Origin of the sequence: Nocardioides daedukensis (assembly GCF_013408415.1) — a bacterium.
Taxonomy (GTDB): Bacteria; Actinomycetota; Actinomycetes; order Propionibacteriales; family Nocardioidaceae; genus Nocardioides; species Nocardioides daedukensis.
The window spans coordinates 1,884,102-1,900,858 of the sequence record NZ_JACCAA010000001.1 but is presented as its reverse complement, the minus strand read 5'-3'; the positions used below and the strand labels follow the sequence as shown (position 1 = coordinate 1,900,858).

Sequence of the window (16,757 nt, the reverse complement as noted above, 5' to 3'; positions counted from 1 at the left end):
CCAGCGAGTCCGCACGACGACGTGGCGCCCCCACCACTTGTCGGCTCGCTTCCGTAGGCTCGGATAATGTCCCTCAACCTCGACGGCGACCTCTTCGACCTCGCCAACTCGTTGGCCGGGCTGATGGGCGCGCCGATCACCATCGAGGATCGCGACACCATCGTCCTTGCCTACTCTGGCGGACAGCAGGACGTCGATGAGGCTCGGATAGGGACCATTCTGGGGAGGCAGGTCCCGGTGCACTACCGGGACGCGATCGCGGCCACCGGTGTCTTCGAGAAGTTGAGGACCTCCGACGAGGTGATCGTTCTAGACCTGCCGGAGGAACACATGGTGGCCCGCGCCGTCATCGCGGTCCGCAACGACGACCGTCTGACCGGTTCGATCTGGGCAGCCATCCCCGGTGGTCCGAGCCCGGCGCAGGAAGAGATCCTGCGGGCTGCGGCACCTGTGGTTGCGGCCCGCCTGGGGGCGGAGCGGGACCGGGCAGATCGCGGCCGTCGGGAGCGGATCGACCTCGTGTCCACCCTGATCAGCGGCGGGGAGGCAGCAGGGGCAATTGCCGTGGATCGCGACATGACCGGGCCGTTCGTCGTGGTCACGGTGCGAGGGAGCAGCGAAGAGCTTGCCCACCGGGCGGCCGGACCGCTCAACCTCCACCTCTCTGCGGTGGCGCCGACTGCATTGAGTGCTCCGCTGCCGCGTGGCCTGTACGGCGTACTCCCGGCGTCGGCGCCGCGGATCCTGGACGACTTCCTCAACCGATTCGGCGGTGGAGCCGAGCTCGCTGTCGGGATCGGCACGCCGGTCGTCCAGGCAGCCGACCTCGCGGAGTCGCGCCAGGTCGCCGACCACGTCGCCGATGCCCTGCACAAGCGTGGCCGGCTGGGCGTGATCGCCACGTTGGAGGACGTCTTCGCGGACGTTCTCGTCGACCGGCTCGAGGGGTTTCTCCACCAGCACACGGACGCCAGCCCGCTGGCCCGCCTCGTCCAGCACGACCGCCAGCACAAGGACGCCGGCCTGGTCGACGCGGTGCGGGCATTCCTCGACTCAGGAGAGATCTCCGCGGCGGCCGAGCTCCTCCTGGTGCACCCCAACACCGTGCGCAACCGACTGCGCCGCGCTCGCGAGCAGTGCGGAGTCGACCTCTCTGATCCGGGCACCCGTCTCGCACTGATGATCGAGCTGCGGGTGGCGCGCCGGTGACGACCCGCCGGTCGCGAACCTCGACGCCGCTCTGGTGATCGTGAATCCACAGGCCTTGGCCGATTGCACATGGGCCATCGTCGATCCGTGGCCGAAAGAGCACTGACCGGACGTGGGTGTCCGCGCGATCATGGAGCCATGAATGGGCAGCAACCTCAGCACGTGGTCGTCGTAGGTGCCGGCATGGTCGGGCTCTCCACCGCCTGGTTCCTCCAGGAGCACGGCGTCCGGGTCACCGTCGTCGACCGGGACGGAGTTGCCGCCGGGTCCTCGTGGGGCAACGCCGGCTGGCTCGCGCCGGCCCTGACCCTGCCGCTGCCCGACCCGGCGATCCTGAAGTCCGGGATCCTCGCCACCCTCAAGCCGGACTCCCCGGTCTATGTCCCGTTCCGGCCCGATCCGCGCCTGATCAGGTTCCTGATCGGCTTCGCGCGGCACTGCACGCCGAAGAAGTGGGACGAGGCGATCGCGGTATTCAACCGCGCCAACGCCGGTGCTCTGGACGCTTATGACCTGCTCACCGAGCACTCTGGCCCGGGCCGGGTCGAGGCGCCGACGACGCCGGCGGAGCCGTTCCTGGCAGCCTTCGCGAGCGAAGCTGATCGCGACGTCCTCGTCAAGGAGTTCGCCCACGTCGCCGAGACCGGCGGAACGACCTCCTATGAGCTCCTGGACCGCGAGGCGGTGCACGCGCTCGAACCCGGCCTCGGGTCGGCGGTGCAGTGCGGCGTACGCCTGCACGACCAACGCTTCCTCAACCCCGGTCGGTTCGTGCACGCGCTCGCCGATGCCGTCCTCGCCCGCGGTGGACGGGTGCTCGACGATCACGAGGTCACCGCGGTCGAGCAGCGCGGCAACCAGGTGCGGGTCAGCGGGACCCAGGAGCTCATCGCGGACGCCGCGGTGATCGCCAGCGGCAGTTGGCTCGACCGGCTGGTCCGCCCGCACGGCGTACGCCGCGTGGTCCAGGCCGGCCGCGGCTACAGCTTCACGGTGCACCCGGACCACGTCCCGGCCGGACCGGTCTACTTCCCGACCCAGCGGGTGGCCTGCACCCCGTTGGGCAAGCCCGAGGAGGGTCTGCGCGTGGCCGGGATGATGGAGTTCCGCAGCCCCGACGCGCCGCTGGACCCCCGGCGGATCAAGGCGATCGTCGATGCCGCGACGCCGATGCTCGGTGGCGTCGACTGGACCCGGCGTACGGACGAGTGGGTGGGCTCGCGGCCCTGCACCACCGACGGCCTGCCGCTGGTCGGGCGCACGAGGTCGAGTCGCGTCCACGTCGCCGGCGGCCACGGGATGTGGGGCATCGCGCTGGGCCCGCTCACCGGGCGGATCCTGGCCGATCAGATCGCGGGCGCCGCGGAGCACGAGCTGCTCGGTGCCTTCGACCCGCTGCGCTGAGTCGCCGATCGAGCCGCCGCCCGTTCGGCGACGGCGTGGGGCACTTAAGGTGAACGGGTGGACCTTCCGGAGCTCAACGCCGCGTCCGTCGAACGCGCAGCCGACGTGCTGCGGCCGGTGGTACGTCGTACCCCCCTCTTCCAGTCACCGCGCCTCACCGAGGACGTCGGGGTCCCGGTGCTGCTCAAGTGCGAGGACCAGCAGCTGGCCCGCTCCTACAAGGTGCGCGGCGCCTATCACCTGATCTCCGGGCTCTCGGCCGCGGAACGTGAGCGGGGAGTGGTCTGCGCCAGCGCCGGGAACCACGGCCAGGGCGTCGCCTATGCCTGCGCCGCGCTCGGCATCCGCGGAACCGTCGTGGTGCCGCAGAACACGCCGCGCCAGAAGCGGCGCCGCATCATCACCCTCGGCAACGGGCTGGTGGACCTGGTCACCACGGGCAGCTCGTATGACGAGGCATCCGCGGCCGCCCATGAGCTCGCCGAGGCCTCGGGTGCGGTCTATGTCCACCCCTTCGACGACCCGCGCACGATCGTCGGGCAGGGCACCGTCGCGCTGGAGCTGCTCGAGCAGGCACCCGACGTGAAGACGGTGATCGTGCCGATCGGCGGCGGCGGACTGATCTCCGGGCTGGCCGTCTGGCTCAAGGAACGCCACCCGCACATCCGCATCATCGGCGCCGAGCCCGCCGGCGCGGCCAGCATGACCGCAGCGCTCGCGGCCGGCGGACCGGTCGCACTCGAGGAGGTGGACACCTTCGTCGACGGCGCCGCGGTCGGCCTGGCCGGTCGCCTGACCTACCCGATCGTGCGCGACCTGGTCGACGAGGTGGTCACCGTCTCCGAAGGGGCCGTCAGCACCGAGATGCTCGAGCTCTACCAGGTCGAGGGCGTCATCGCCGAGCCCGCAGGAGCGTTGGCCAGCGCGGCCGCGAAGCTGATCGACGTGGGCGAGGGACCGGTGGTCGCGATCGTGTCCGGCGGGAACAACGACGTCTCCCGCTATGCCGAGATCGTCGAGCGATCCCTGCTGCACGAGGGGCTGCGCCACTACTTCCTGGTCACCTTCCCCCAGGAGCCCGGCGCGCTTCGCCACTTCCTCGAGGACGTCCTGATCGAGGGCGCGGACATCGTCCTGTTCGAATATGTGAAGAAGAACAACCGCGAGACCGGCCCGGCGCTGGTCGGCATCGAGCTCGACACCGCTGGCGACCTGCAGCCGTTGCTGGACCGGATGGAGATGAGCCCGCTCACGATCGAGCTGGTCCCGCCCGGGTCGCCGGTCTTCACCTTCCTGCTCTGAGCCCGGCCGTCCCAACGCGGGCAGCACGCCGCCCGCCCGCGCGCGGCACACGGCACGGCCGGGCGAACGACCCTGATCTGGGGTCTGTCGCAAAAGTGAAACGTGTTCTAGATTGTTGCAATGAGCACTCACGCCACTGCTGCGTCGTCCCAGAACGACGCCACCGGAGACCCCCGCAAGCTCCGTGTCGTCGGCTGGTCCACCGGCACCGTCGGTCGCCACGTGATCGTCGGCGTCGACCGGCACCCCGACCTCGAGCTGGTCGGCCTCTGGGTCTCGAACCCGGACAAGGCCGGCAAGGACGCCGGCGAGCTGGCCGGCCTCGGCCGCGAGCTCGGCGTCACCGCCACCAACGACCGTGACGCGCTCCTCGCACTCAAGCCGGACGCGATCATCCACACAGCGATGACCGACGACCGGATCTTCGAGTCGATCGAGGACCTCAAGTCGTTCCTCAACGCCGGCGTCAACGTGGTCTCCAGCGGACCCGTGCTCCTGCAGTACCCCTACGGCGTCCTGTGGGAGGACGGCCTGCGCGAGGTCGAGGAGGCCTGCACCCGCGGCAACGCCAGCATCCACGTCAACGGGATCGACCCCGGCTTCGCCAACGACGTGCTCCCGCTGGTGATGACCTCGCTCTCCCAGCGGATCGACCAGGTGAAGGTCAGCGAGATCGCCGACTACTCGACCTACTACCAACCCGTGGTGATGCGCGACATCTTCGGCTTCGGCAAGGCCGTCGACGACGAGGAGCCGATGCTCTGGAAGCCCGGGATCCTCAGCATGGGTTGGGGATCGGTGGTCCGACAGATCGCTGCCGGCCTCGGCCTCACCCTCGACGAGCCACTCGTGGAGTCCGTCGACCGGCGCCCCGCGCCCGTGGACACCAAGACCGTCAGCGTCGACATCGAGGCCGGCGCGATGGGTGCCGTGAAGTTCCAGGTGATCGGCCGCGTCGACGGCGTGGACCGGGTCGTCCTCGAGCACGTCACCCGCACCGCCGAGGACCAGGTGCCCGAGTGGCCCACACCTCCGGACGGCGGCGGTTGCTATCGCGTCGAGATCACCGGCGAGCCGAACATGAAGGTCGACTTCACCCACTGCGGCGAGAACGGTGACCACAACGACTCCGGGATGATCACCACGGCACAGCGCCTGGTCAACTCGGTCTCCTCCGTGGTCGCGGCCGAGTCCGGCATCGTCACCGCACTCGACCTGTTCCACGTCACCGGGCGCGGCCTGGTCTCGAGCAAGGAGACGAACTGATGAGCATCCTGGACCGCTTCTCCCTCACCGACCACGTCGCCGTCGTCACCGGCGCCGGACGTGGCATCGGCGCCGCCACCGCGATCGCGCTGGCCGAGGCCGGCGCCGACGTGCTCATCTCGGCCCGCCACGTCAACCAGCTCGAGGCAGTGGCGAGCAAGGTCCGAGAGGCCGGACGGCGAGCCCTCGTGGTGCCGGCCGACCTGTCGGACACCGACGCAGCAGCCGGGCTCGCCCAGGCGGCGTACGACGAGTTCGGGCGCCTCGACATCATCGTCAACAACGTGGGCGGCACCATCCCGAACGCGTTCCTGGACACCGACGTGGCCTATCTCGAAGAGTCCTTCCACTTCAACGTCAGCACCGCGCACGCGCTCTCGCTGGCCGCCGTACCGCTGATGCTCAAGGGCGAGGAGGGCCAGAAGTCGATCACCTCGATCAGCTCGATGATCGGCCGCAGCGCCGGTCGCGGCTACCTCGCCTACGGCACCGCGAAGGCGGCGCTGGCGCACTGGTCGAGGCTCGCCGCGACCGACCTGGCGCCCAGGATCCGGGTCAACGGCATCTATGTCGGCTCGGTGATGACCAGCGCGCTCGAGTTCGTCGCCGGGGTCCCGGAGATGATGGACCAGCTCGAGACCAAGACACCCCTGGGCCGGGTCGGAGAGGCCGAGGACATCGCCGCCGGCGTGCTCTACCTCGCGTCACCGGCCGGGAAGTACGTCACCGGGAAGCTCCTCGAGATCGACGGCGGGATCCAGGCGCCGAACCTCGACCTCAACCTCCCAGATCTGGTGTGATCTGATCAAGGAATGAACGACTGGACCGAGCCCGGCACCTTCGAGGTCGCCCCCGGCGTGCACCGCATTCCGCTTCCACTGCCGATGGACGGGCTCCGCGCAGTCAACGTCTATGCGATCGAGACCGACGAGGGCCTGACCCTGATCGACGGTGGCTGGGCGATCGAGGAGGCCCGGACCCTGCTGGAGACGTCGCTCGCGTCGATCGAGAAGAAGGTCTCGGACATCACAAGCTTCCTGGTCACGCACGTGCACCGGGACCACTACACGCAGGCGGCGGTGATCAGCCGGGAGTTCGGCTCGCACGTGTCCCTCGGCATCGGCGACAAGCCGACCCTCGACCTGATCCACGATCCGCACACCGCGGAGGACCCGCACATCCCGATGCTGCGGCTGGCCGGTGCCGCGCAGCTGGCACGTGAGTGGGGTGACTACACCAAGGACGCGACGCCGGACCTGTCCCTGTGGGACTACCCGGACACCTGGCTCGAGGGTGACCACCAGGTCGCCGTGGGGGAGCGGACGATCGATGCGGTCTCGACACCGGGCCACACCCAGGGCCACTTCGTCTTCGCCGACCTCGCCGACCAGCTGCTGTTCGCCGGTGACCACGTGCTGCCGACGATCACCCCGTCGATCGGGTTCGAGCCGGTGCTGGCCGACCAGCCGCTGATCGACTTCCTCGACTCACTGGCCAAGGTCCGGGCGATGCCGGACCTGCGACTGCTGCCCGCGCACGGTGCGGTGACCGAGTCGAGCCACGCCCGCGTCGACGAACTGATCGCGTTCCACGACCAGCGCCTGGACCTGTGCCGGGCGGTGATCGCGAAGAACCCCGGCACCTCCCACGACGTGGCCAACCAGCTGCCGTGGACCAAGCGGGGCCGCGCGTTCGCCGAGCTCGATCTCTTCAACTCGGCCTTGGCCACCCTCGAGACCCGCGCCCACGTGGAGCTGCTGGTGGCCCGGGGCGAGATGACTCGCACCCTGGTCGACGGCGCCTGGATCTACGCCACCGCCTGATCCGTACGACGTTATTTCGTGGGCCCGTCGAGGTGCGGGTCGGCGAGCAGGTACTGCCGCAGCGGGCCGTCCTTGGAACGGTCGTGCGGACGCACCGGCGCCGGGATCATCCGTGCCTCGGTCGTGTCCCAGAACAGGTCGACCCGCAACGCCAGGCGGCGCGCCACGCGTCCGGTGAGCCCCCGGTGCGGGACATAGGGATGTGGACGGGTCGGTGCCTTGAGCTCGGCGCGGTGGATGCGCTCGGCCAGCCGGTCGTGGAACTCGGGGGCCGTTGCGTTCACCAGCTCGCCGGCGAGCTTCTCCTCGAGCTCCATGAACGCGTCGAACTCACGGTGCAGGTCGACCCAGATCTCCGACCACGGACGGCGTACCGCCTGGGATCCGCCATAGAGCTTGGCCTTCGCCTGGGCCATCGCCTGTTCCAGGTGCCGGCTGCGCGCGGTGAGCTGGCGCGCCTTGGCCTCGCCGTCCGAGAGGTGCCGGCGACACGCGTCGACCAGGACCTCGTTGGCGGCAGCGACGTGACGGCTGGCGCTGGCCAGGAACGTGTCCGTCGTGGGAAAGCGGGCGCGAGGGTTGCGGGCGTCGGGCCGGCTGAACTCGGCCGTGGACAGCCGGGTGTCGAGGACGTCGTGGGTTGCGGTGATGCTGATCTCGAGGGGGTCGTGCATGGCAGTCATCTCCTGTGCCTTCCCTCCAGTGTGCTCCCACCACGGCCTTGCGGCAAGGGCAGGGAGCTCCTGGAGGGAGAGGCCGGAGAGGACGCAGTGGTGCGTCGCTCAGCCTTCGAGCTCAGCCTTCTTCGAACTCGGCCTGGCTGAGGAACTCCGCGGCCACGGTGAGCAGCTGCACGGCAACCTCGGGGTCGAGCCCGGCCAGGGTGATCTTGAGGCCCAGGTCGGAGCTCGGGTCCAGGTCCCAGTCCTCGTCGTCCTCGGCGGACTGCGGGTTGCTGAAGTCGACCAGCTGCAGGTGCAGTCCGGGCTTCTCGACGCTGAGGGGGGCGACGTGCAGTGCGTCCTCTCCCAGCGACCGTGCGGCCACGCTCAAGCTGGCCTCGACGTCTTCGTGCTCTTCGGTCATCTCTGTCTCCCGATCATCTGCGTTGCTGTCGGGAACGACAGTAGTAGAAGACCAGAACTGAAACCTGTTCTAGCATAGTCCCCATGATCCCCGACCCGTTCGCCCCCGCCACCCTCGGCCCGGTCCGCCTCCGCAACCGGGTCGTGAAGGCCGCGACCTTCGAGGGGCGCACCCCCGACGGGGTCGTCTCCGATGCGCTCATCGACTTCCACCGCACCATGGCCGCCGGCGGAGTCGGACTGACCACGGTCGCCTACTGCGCCGTCGCTCCGGAGGGCCGCACCCACGCCGAGCAGCTGGTGATCGGTCCACGCACCGCGCCCGGCCTGGCCCGCCTGGCCGACGCGGTGCACGCCGAAGGCGGGGCGATCTCCGCCCAACTCGGCCACGCCGGGCCGGTCGCCAACGGCCGCTCCAACGGCGTACACGCCCTTGCCGCCAGCCGGATGCCCAGCCCGCTGTCGATGCAGATGATCCGCACCGCCAGCGAGGCCGACCTGGCCAGGATCACCAAGCAGTACGCCGCCTCCGCGCGCATCCTGGTCGACGCCGGGTTCGACGTGCTCGAGGTGCACATGAGCCACAGCTATCTGATCTCCTCCTTCCTCGCCCCCGCCCTCAACCGGCGCAAGGACCGTTGGGGCGGTTCGCTGGAGAACCGTGCCCGCCTGGCACGCCAAGTCGCCCAGGCGGTCCGTGACGAGGTCGGCGACGAGGTCGCGGTGATCGCCAAGAGCAGCCTCAGCGACGGGTTCAAGGGCGGCCTGACCACCCCCGAGGGCATCGAGCTCGCGCAGATGCTGGAGTCCGACGGGACCCTCGACGCGCTGCAGCTCACCGGCGGCAGCTCCCTGATGAACCCGATGTACCTCTTCCGTGGCGGCGTCCCGCTCAAGGAGTTCGCCGCGTCGATGCCGCTCCCGGTGCGATGGGGGATGCGGACCGTCGGCAAGGGCTTCCTCAAGGAATATCCCTTCGAGGAGGCCTACTTCCTCGAGAAGGCGCTCCAGTTCCGCGAGGCGGTCCAGATGCCGCTGATGCTGCTCGGTGGGATCAACGAGCGCGCCACGATCGAGAAGGCGATGGAGCTCGGCTTCGACTACGTCGCGATGGGACGCGCGCTCCTCTTCGAGCCGGGACTGGTCAACAGGCTGGCCGGGGAGGTCGGCGGAGCCGGCGCGTGCATCCACTGCAACCGGTGCATGCCGACCATCTATGCGATCGGTGGGACGCACTGCCCGGTGCTCGCCGGGCGGTGAGGCTCAGCTGGGCAGTGCGGTGACCACGACGTTGCTCTGCCAGGACGAGCCGTCCCAGTCCTCGCAGGTGATCACCACCAGGCGCGCCTCGCTGGTCTGGTCGAAGAGGGTCTCCGCCTGGGCGGCGAGCTCCTCCTTGGTGAGCACTCGGACGTCCTCGACGACGTAGTCGATGTTGCCCTTGTCGGTGTGCACGCTGACCGCGTCACCGTCCTTGAGGTTCTCCAGGTCCTTGAGGGCGCCGGCGCCGGTGTGGATGGTGTGCCCGGTGACCAGCGCGGAGCCGCGCTTCGCGCCGGGCCTGGCGCCCTCGCTCCACCACCCGATCACGTTGGCATCGGCCGGCGGGTCGAGCACCCGGTTCTTGGACCGGATCGGGACCACGGGCGAGTCGACCTCGAGGGCCGGGATCAGGATGCGATCGGGTCTGCCGGGCCCGGTGGCGGTGCGCGGCCGCACACTCGGGGTGGGGGCCAGGCTCGGGGTCGCGGACGCGGTGGGTGCGACGGAGCCGGGCGGCGACGCGGAGTCGTCCCCGAACGGGTTGACGGCCACGGCCAGTCCGATCAGCAGGGCGAGGGCGATCACGGCTGCCACGGCGTAGGCCCGAGCGGTGCGAGTCATTGTGCGCAGTACCCGTTCAGCTGACCGTTCATTTTTCTGTTCATCTGTCTGGCCCCTCCCCAGGTGGCCCGGCCGCGGTGCCGGTTCATCACACACTGCCCCACGTCGCGGGGTGTCGCAAACGCGGAGTCGCCGACCGGGTAGATTGCCAAGCACAGACAGGGGAGCCCTCCGACGGAGGGCTGAGAGTGCGGAACCGCCGCAGACCCTCAGGACCTGATCCGGTTAGCACCGGCGAAGGGAGTCGGAGAAACGATGAACCGCGCGCTGCGCACTGCACTGTCCACGGCCACAGCCACCCTCCTGGCGACTGCGACGCTGTCGTCCTGTTCGCTCGTCGGGGGCGGAGACGACGACGAGGGCGGCAGCACCGTCACCCTGGTCACCCACTCGTCCTTCAACCTGCCCAAGGAGCTCATCGAGCAGTTCGAGGAGGACTCCGGCCACCAGCTCAAGGTGAAGGCGGCCGGCGACGGCGGGACGCTCACCAACGAGCTCGCGCTGAACCGGAACAACCCCACCGGCGACGTCGCCTTCGGTGTGGACAACACCTTCGCCTCCCGGGCGATCGAGGAGAAGGTCTTCGAGGCCTACGAGCCCGAGCTGCCGGCTGGCGCGGAGAGCCTGCGGATCCAGGGCGAGGGCGCCGAGATGATGGTCCCGGTCGACCACGGATCGGTCTGCGTGAACGTCGACCTCGACTGGTTCGCCGAGAAGGACCTGAAGGCGCCCAAGCGGCTCGCCGACCTCACCGAGCCGGCGTACAAGGACCTCTTCGTCATCCCCGGCGCGTCGACCAGCACACCGGGGATGGCGTTCCTGCTCGCCACGATCGCGGAGTACGGCGACCAGTGGCCGGCGTACTGGAAGAAGCTGATGGCCAACGGGGCCAAGCTGACCCAGGGCTGGAGCGACGCCTACGAGGGTGACTTCACCGGAGCCAGCGACAAGGGCAAGCGCCCGATCGTGGTCTCCTACGACACCTCGCCGGCCTTCACCGTCACCGATGACGGCACGACGACGACCGCAGCCCTGCTCGACACCTGCTTCGAGCAGGTCGAATATGCCGGCGTCCTGGCCAACGCGGACAACCCCGAGGGTGCGCGCGCGTTGATCGACTTCCTGCTCAGCGAGGACGTGCAGAAGGCCCTGCCGGACAGCATGTACGTCTTCCCGGTCGACGACAGCGTCGCCCTGCCCGAGGCGTGGGAGAAGTTCGCCGAGCAGCCGAGCGATCCCTACACGGTGCCGCCCGCAGAGATCGCCGAGAACAGGTCCGCCTGGCTCTCCGAGTGGACGGACATCACCAGCCGTTGAGAAGACTGAGCGCCCTTGCCGGGCTGGCACTCGTGCCGGTCCTGGTGATGGGCGTCTTCTTCGTGCTCCCCGTCAGCGGGATGCTCGCCCTGGGCCTGTGGCCCGACGGCGACTTCTCGCCCTTTGCGGTGCTCGAGGTGCTGGGCCGGCCCCGGGTCGGACGCGTCCTGTGGTTCACCGTCTGGTCGGCGAGCGTCGCCACCCTGGCCACGCTCGCCCTCGGCATCCCCACGGCATACGTCCTGCACCGGCTCCGCTTCCCGGGTCGCACCGTGTTGCGTGCGCTCTTCCTGGTGCCGTTCGTGCTGCCCACCGTCGTGGTCGGCATCGCCTTCAAGCACCTGCTGGGTGGCCCGCTCGCGGCCCTCGACCTGGAGGGCACCCCGGTAGCGATCATCGCCGCGATGGTCTTCTTCAACCTGGCCGTGGTGGTGCGCACCGTCGGTACCGCCTGGGAGGGACTCGACCCGCGATCCGGTGAGGCGGCCGCCGCCCTCGGCGCGACGCCGTGGCAGGTCTTCCGGACCGCGACCCTGCCCGCACTGCGCGGCTCGATCATCTCGGCGGCCAGCGTGGTCTTCCTCTTCTGCGCGACGGCGTTCGGCGTCGTGCTGATCCTCGGCGGGTTGCGCTACGCGACGATCGAGACCGAGGTCTACCTGCTCACCACGACCCTCTTCGACCTGCCGGCGGCCGCGGCGCTGTGCCTGCTTCAGCTCGTGGTCGTCACCCTCCTGTTGTACGCCGCACACCGCGCGCGTTCGGGCAGTGGCACGTCGGTGGAGCGTCGAGCGGTCGCACCCGTGGCGATCCGTCGTCGCGACCTCCCGGCGCTGGGGATCATGGGGCTGGGAATGCTCCTGGTGACCGCACCGGTCCTCGACCTGGTGGCCGGCTCGTTCCGGGTGCAGGGGGGATGGGGACTGGGGAACTATCGCTCGCTGGGCACGGTGGGGGAGGGCAGCCTGGTCGAAGCATCTGTCCTCGACGCGCTGCTCAACTCGCTGCGCACCGCGGTCGACGCGACCTGGATGGCGTTGCTGCTGGGCCTGCTGGTCTCGGTGATCGTCACCCGTCGCTCGCACTCGACGGCCGAGCGCCGAATGCGCGGTGTGCTCGACGGTTTCTTCATGCTGCCGCTGGGTGTGTCCGCGGTGACCCTGGGCTTCGGCTTCCTGATCACCCTCGACGAGCCACCGGTGAACTTCCGCGACTCGGCCCTGCTGGTGCCGATCGCGCAGGCACTGGTGGCGCTGCCACTGGTGGTCCGGACCCTGGTGCCGGTGCTGGCCGGCATCGACGACCGGCAACGACAGGCCGCGAACTCGCTGGGTGCCTCGCCGTTGCGCGCGCTGCTCACCATCGACCTGGCCGTGGTCTGGAAGCCACTGCTGGCCGCCGGCGGCTTCGCCTTCGCGATCTCGCTGGGCGAGTTCGGTGCGACCTCCTTCCTCTCCCGGGTGGACCACCCGACGCTCCCGGTGATCATCTTCCGGTTGCTCGGTGAGCAGGGTGCCGACAACTACGGGATGGCGCTGGCCGCCTCGGTGATCCTCGCCCTCACCACGGCACTGGTGATGCTGGTCGTCGAACGACTCCGGGTGCCCGGAGTGGGAGGGTTCTGAACATGTTGTCGATCCGGGGACTGAGCGTCTCCTATGCGGGTGTCCCGGCAGTGCAGGACGTCACCCTCGACCTGCCGACCGGCCAGGTGCTCGCCGTGCTCGGCCCCTCGGGTTGCGGGAAGTCCACACTGCTGCGCGCGGTCGCCGGCCTCGAGCCGGTGCGCTCCGGGACGATCTCGTACGACGGCCGCGACCAGGACCAGATCCCGACCCACAAACGGGGATTCGCGCTGATGTTCCAGGACGGCCAGCTCTTCGCCCACCAGAGCGTTGCCGCAAACGTGGGCTATCCGCTGCGGCTGCGACACCGCCCGCGCCGCGAGGTGGCAGCCCGGGTCGCCGAGCTGTTGGAGCTCGTCGGGCTCGGCGGACATGGGGATCGCGCCCCGGCCACCCTCTCGGGAGGGGAGCGGCAGCGGGTCGCGCTGGCCCGCGCGCTGGCCGTCGAACCCAAGCTGCTGCTGCTCGACGAGCCGCTGAGTGCCCTGGACAAGTCATTGCGCGAACGGCTCGCGTCAGACCTGCGCGAGATCCTGGTGGCCGCCAGCACCACCGCGTTGCTGGTCACCCATGACCACGAGGAGGCGTTCGCAGTCGCCGACCGGATGGCGCTGATGCGTGGTGGCCGGCTGGTCCAGGAGGGGACCCTCTCCGAGGTCTGGGAGCACCCGGCCGATCCGGAGGCGGCCTCGTTCCTGGGCTACTCGACCGTGCTGGAGGGAGCTGCTGCCGATGTGGTGCTCGCCGCGGCAGGCAGTGAGACCGGCCATCGGGTGGCGTTGCGTCGCTCGGCACTGCAGATCGTCGAGCAGGGACCGCTCGAGGGGGTCGTGCTCTCCTCGCGGCTGACACCAGAAGCGGTGCGGGTCGAGGTGGATGTCACAGGCGTCGGAGCGGTGGCTGCGGTGACCCGGGACGGCGTACAACCGCCCGGTCCCGGACAAAAGGTGCACCTGATGGTGGCCCCGGACCGAATCGCCGTGATCACCGACTGATCAAGGTCACCTGGTCTCCCCTAGACTGCCCTGCGTGTATCGCCGCGCCTACGTGCTCCTCGTCGGAGTCGCCACCGTCATGGGTGTGCTCGCGATCGGCACGGCAATCAGCGTGGGAGAAGGCCTGCGGGACCCCGAGGGCTTCCTCGGCCCGGCCTGGGTGCGGCTGCCGATGCTGGTCTTCGGCGCCCTCCTGCTCGACATGCTGCCCCGCGCCCTGTGGCAGGGCAAGGGCAAGTTCCCGATGATGAAGCAGGTGGTCATCGACCGCTGGAAGTCGCACTGGAACCGGGAGCGGATCACCCTCGTGGTGATGGGAATCGTCTGCTTCTACATCACCTACGTGTGCTACCGAAACCTGAAGTCGTTCCTGCCGCAGGTCTATGACGCCAAGTTCGACCGGCCGCTGGACCTGCTCGACCAGGCGATCTTCTTCGGCAACGAGCCGGCGGTCGTCCTGCACACGGTCTTCGGCACCAGCGTGATGGCCTTCGCGCTCTCGCTGATCTATCTGTGGTTCCTGCCGATGGTGCCGCTGCTGCTGACCGGCTGGCTGATCTGGTCGAAGAACATCTCCTACGGCTACTGGTTCGCCACCTCGCAGGCGATCGCCTGGAGCCTGGGCACGGCGTCCTACTACGCACTTCCCGCCACCGGGCCGGGCTTCGCCTATCCATGGCGCTACACCGAGCTCGCGCACACCCCGACCACCGACCTGATGGAGAGCCTCTCGTATGGCCGCGTCGCGGTGATGTGGGGCGGTGTCGACGGCGTGCAGTCGGTGGCTGCCTTCGCCAGCCTGCACACGGCAATCACGCTGCTCGTGGCGCTGATGGCGCAGTACACGATCCGCGTCCGATGGGTGCACTGGGTGCTCTGGGTCAACTTCGGGCTCACCGTGATCGCGACCCTCTACTTCGGTTGGCACTACGTCGCCGACGACATCGCCGGCATCGTCATCGCCGTGCTCGCCTTCTACCTGGGCGGTCTGGCCTCAGGGCAGAAGTTCGACAGACATGGGCTGTCGTCGCACCCGACGACCACCACCTCCAAGGTCCCGGTCGAGCGGGACTGAGCCTGCGGGCTCTGCCGACGCCTCGGCGTCGGGTCGCTGGGTGCTGCCTGCTCAGGCGGTTCGTCGTACGCCCGCGGGGTGGCTGGGTGCTGCCCTGCTGAGGCGGTACGTCGTACGCCGCGGGGTCGGCGTACCCCTGCGGGTGGTGCGCGCCAGCGCCGAACGTGCCTTCCGACGACCCCACGCGGGGTGATTCCTCGGCGCTGAAATGCGCCTTTCGGCCGAAATGTGAGAACTACATTGATGTAATTAGCAAGCCGACACGCCGACAAGTGCAAGAAAACCTGTGAAAAGTGTTTCCTTTGTGACTCCTGAGTACTAGCGTGCTCAGAGTGCCTCGGGCGGTGGGGAAGCCGCCTGAGGTCTTCAAACGCAAAGGGGACTCTCGTGCGACGGACAACCTCCGGACGCCCGCTGCTGGCTGCGCTGGCCGGCGTGCTTGCCTTGTCACTGACCGTGCCGGCCGCCATCGCTGACCCTCAGACGCCCTCCCAGGAGGAGGTCGACCGGGCCAAGCAGGACGCGCAGGCCGCCGAGCGCACCGTCGCCGAGGTCCAGACCGACCTGGTCCTGGCCAACCAGCGACTGGAGGCCGCGAGCATCAAGGCGGCCCAGGCCGGTGAGGCCTACAGCGCCGCCAAGTGGGAGCTCGACCAGGCCGCGGGACGGGTCCGGGCGGCCGACCGCAGGTCCGCCACGGCAGGCAAGAAGCTGGCAGAGCAGGAGGAGTCCTACTTCGCGCTCCTCGCCAGCACCTATGAGATGTCCCCGGGCCTGACCAGCCTCAACGCGATCGCGAGCGAGCAGGGCATCGAAGGTGTCCTGGAGAACTCCAACACCGTCTACAACGTGAACTCCTCGATGGGCGACATCACTTCCGCCTATGAGGCCGCGCGCACGGTTGCCGACCTGGCCACCGGCCAGGCCCAGGACGCCCGTGATGCCGCAGCCCGCCTCGAGAAGGGCGCCGCACAGGCCCGACTCACCGCCGAGGGCGAGGCCCAGGCAGCAATGGCTGCGTCCACCTCCGTGGCGAAGCAGAAGGACGAGCTCCTCGCCGAGCTCGCCGAGCTGCAGGGCATCTCGGTCGACCTGGCCACGCGTCGTCAGGCCTCGCTCGAGGAGGCAGTACAGCGTCGTCGTGCCGCCGCCGCAGCGGCCGAGCAGGAGCGTGAGAGCGAGCAGACGCAGCCCACGCGCCCTGCCAGCAACTCCAGCTCCGGCGCCGGTGGATCGACCGGTGGGTCGACCGGCGGGTCGACCGGGGGGGACAGCTCCTCGGACAACGGCGGCGACAACACCCCGTCGGCACCGGCTCCCGAGCCCGAGCCCGCGCCGGCCCCGACGCCCAAGCCCAAGCCGCGACCGGACCCGACACCCCCGCCGTCGAGCGGCGGCGCGTCGGCCGCGATCAGCTTCGCCCGCGCTCAGATCGGCGAGCCCTACGTGTGGGCGGCCGCCGGACCCAGCTCCTGGGACTGCTCGGGCCTGACGATGATGGCCTGGCGACAGGGCGGCAAGTCGTTGCCGCACTACTCGGTCGGCCAGTACTCCGCCACCACGCCGATCTCGGCGGGCTCGCTGAAGGCCGGCGACCTCGTCTTCTGGGGATCCTCCAGCGATCCCTCGTCGATCTATCACGTGGCGCTCTATGCCGGGAACGGGCGGATCATCCACGCCCCGCGCACCGGCCGCCCGGTGACCGAGGAGTCGCTGTACTACTGGATCCCGCCGAACTTCTACGGTCGACCCTGACCCACGGCACACCCCGG

The 16,757-nt window shown here is 69.4% G+C and carries 16 protein-coding genes and 1 riboswitch; of the genes, 13 read left to right on the top strand and 3 right to left on the bottom strand.

Annotation, left to right across the window (positions count from 1 at the left end):
- Positions 1 to 66: 66 nt before the first annotated feature.
- The 6 genes from BJ980_RS09475 to BJ980_RS09450 all read left to right on the top strand — a co-directional run bounded on the left by BJ980_RS09475 (position 67) and on the right by BJ980_RS09450 (position 7,004).
- Complete coding sequence (locus BJ980_RS09475; protein ID WP_179502063.1) at positions 67 to 1,209, top strand: PucR family transcriptional regulator; 1,143 nt, start codon at positions 67 to 69, stop codon at positions 1,207 to 1,209.
- 69 nt (positions 1,210 to 1,278) lie between these two features.
- Positions 1,279 to 2,613 (top strand): NAD(P)/FAD-dependent oxidoreductase, encoded by a 1,335-nt coding sequence (locus BJ980_RS09470; protein ID WP_343047761.1) that lies wholly within the window; start codon positions 1,279 to 1,281, stop codon positions 2,611 to 2,613.
- A gap of 57 nt (positions 2,614 to 2,670) precedes the next feature.
- The gene (gene ilvA, locus BJ980_RS09465; RefSeq protein ID WP_179502061.1) at positions 2,671 to 3,915 is read left to right on the top strand and encodes a threonine ammonia-lyase IlvA; all 1,245 of its coding nucleotides are present in this window, start codon (positions 2,671 to 2,673) and stop codon (positions 3,913 to 3,915) included.
- A gap of 120 nt (positions 3,916 to 4,035) precedes the next feature.
- Positions 4,036 to 5,181 carry an NAD(P)H-dependent amine dehydrogenase family protein gene (locus tag BJ980_RS09460; RefSeq protein ID WP_179502060.1) on the top strand — a complete coding sequence of 382 codons (1,146 nt, stop codon included), beginning with the start codon at positions 4,036 to 4,038 and terminating at the stop codon, positions 5,179 to 5,181.
- Positions 5,181 to 5,981 (top strand): SDR family oxidoreductase, encoded by an 801-nt coding sequence (locus BJ980_RS09455; RefSeq protein WP_179502059.1) that lies wholly within the window; start codon positions 5,181 to 5,183, stop codon positions 5,979 to 5,981. Before BJ980_RS09460 ends, BJ980_RS09455 begins: the two co-directional genes overlap by 1 nt.
- A gap of 12 nt (positions 5,982 to 5,993) precedes the next feature.
- Positions 5,994 to 7,004 carry an MBL fold metallo-hydrolase gene (locus BJ980_RS09450; protein WP_179502058.1) on the top strand — a complete coding sequence of 337 codons (1,011 nt, stop codon included), beginning with the start codon at positions 5,994 to 5,996 and terminating at the stop codon, positions 7,002 to 7,004.
- Positions 7,005 to 7,015: 11 nt separating this feature from the next.
- Here BJ980_RS09450 and BJ980_RS09445 read toward each other — a convergent pair whose 3' ends face one another.
- Both BJ980_RS09445 and BJ980_RS09440 read right to left on the bottom strand, forming a co-directional pair.
- Positions 7,016 to 7,687: a hypothetical protein gene (locus BJ980_RS09445; RefSeq protein WP_179502057.1), complete on the bottom strand. Its 672-nt coding sequence runs from the start codon at positions 7,685 to 7,687 to the stop codon at positions 7,016 to 7,018.
- A gap of 112 nt (positions 7,688 to 7,799) precedes the next feature.
- Complete coding sequence (locus BJ980_RS09440) at positions 7,800 to 8,090, bottom strand: hypothetical protein (protein WP_179502056.1); 291 nt, start codon at positions 8,088 to 8,090, stop codon at positions 7,800 to 7,802.
- A gap of 83 nt (positions 8,091 to 8,173) precedes the next feature.
- On the opposite strand from BJ980_RS09440, the gene BJ980_RS09435 reads away from it, so the two are divergent.
- Positions 8,174 to 9,349 (top strand): oxidoreductase, encoded by a 1,176-nt coding sequence (locus tag BJ980_RS09435; RefSeq protein WP_179502055.1) that lies wholly within the window; start codon positions 8,174 to 8,176, stop codon positions 9,347 to 9,349.
- A gap of 3 nt (positions 9,350 to 9,352) precedes the next feature.
- Here the strand turns inward: BJ980_RS09435 and BJ980_RS09430 are convergent, their stop codons facing one another.
- Positions 9,353 to 9,973 carry a class F sortase gene (locus BJ980_RS09430; RefSeq protein WP_179502054.1) on the bottom strand — a complete coding sequence of 207 codons (621 nt, stop codon included), beginning with the start codon at positions 9,971 to 9,973 and terminating at the stop codon, positions 9,353 to 9,355.
- Positions 9,974 to 10,123: 150 nt separating this feature from the next.
- Positions 10,124 to 10,233, top strand: a riboswitch (TPP riboswitch).
- Here BJ980_RS09430 and BJ980_RS09425 point away from each other — a divergent pair.
- The 6 genes from BJ980_RS09425 (at position 10,229) to BJ980_RS09400 (ending at position 16,740) form a co-directional block, all read left to right on the top strand.
- A complete protein-coding gene (locus BJ980_RS09425; RefSeq protein WP_179502053.1) occupies positions 10,229 to 11,290 on the top strand; it encodes a thiamine ABC transporter substrate-binding protein in 1,062 nt (353 codons plus the stop codon). Its footprint overlaps the riboswitch before it by 5 nt.
- Positions 11,266 to 12,915 (top strand): ABC transporter permease, encoded by a 1,650-nt coding sequence (locus BJ980_RS19280; RefSeq protein WP_343047760.1) that lies wholly within the window; start codon positions 11,266 to 11,268, stop codon positions 12,913 to 12,915. Before BJ980_RS09425 ends, BJ980_RS19280 begins: the two co-directional genes overlap by 25 nt.
- A gap of 2 nt (positions 12,916 to 12,917) precedes the next feature.
- Positions 12,918 to 13,910 carry an ABC transporter ATP-binding protein gene (locus BJ980_RS09415; RefSeq protein WP_179502052.1) on the top strand — a complete coding sequence of 331 codons (993 nt, stop codon included), beginning with the start codon at positions 12,918 to 12,920 and terminating at the stop codon, positions 13,908 to 13,910.
- Between the two features lie 34 nt (positions 13,911 to 13,944).
- Complete coding sequence (locus BJ980_RS09410; protein WP_343047759.1) at positions 13,945 to 14,985, top strand: phosphatase PAP2 family protein; 1,041 nt, start codon at positions 13,945 to 13,947, stop codon at positions 14,983 to 14,985.
- 40 nt (positions 14,986 to 15,025) lie between these two features.
- Positions 15,026 to 15,178: a hypothetical protein gene (locus BJ980_RS09405; protein ID WP_179502051.1), complete on the top strand. Its 153-nt coding sequence runs from the start codon at positions 15,026 to 15,028 to the stop codon at positions 15,176 to 15,178.
- Positions 15,179 to 15,372: 194 nt separating this feature from the next.
- Positions 15,373 to 16,740, top strand: coding sequence for an NlpC/P60 family protein (locus tag BJ980_RS09400; RefSeq protein WP_179502050.1), 1,368 nt, complete (start codon positions 15,373 to 15,375; stop codon positions 16,738 to 16,740).
- The last annotated feature ends 17 nt before the right edge of the window (positions 16,741 to 16,757 follow it).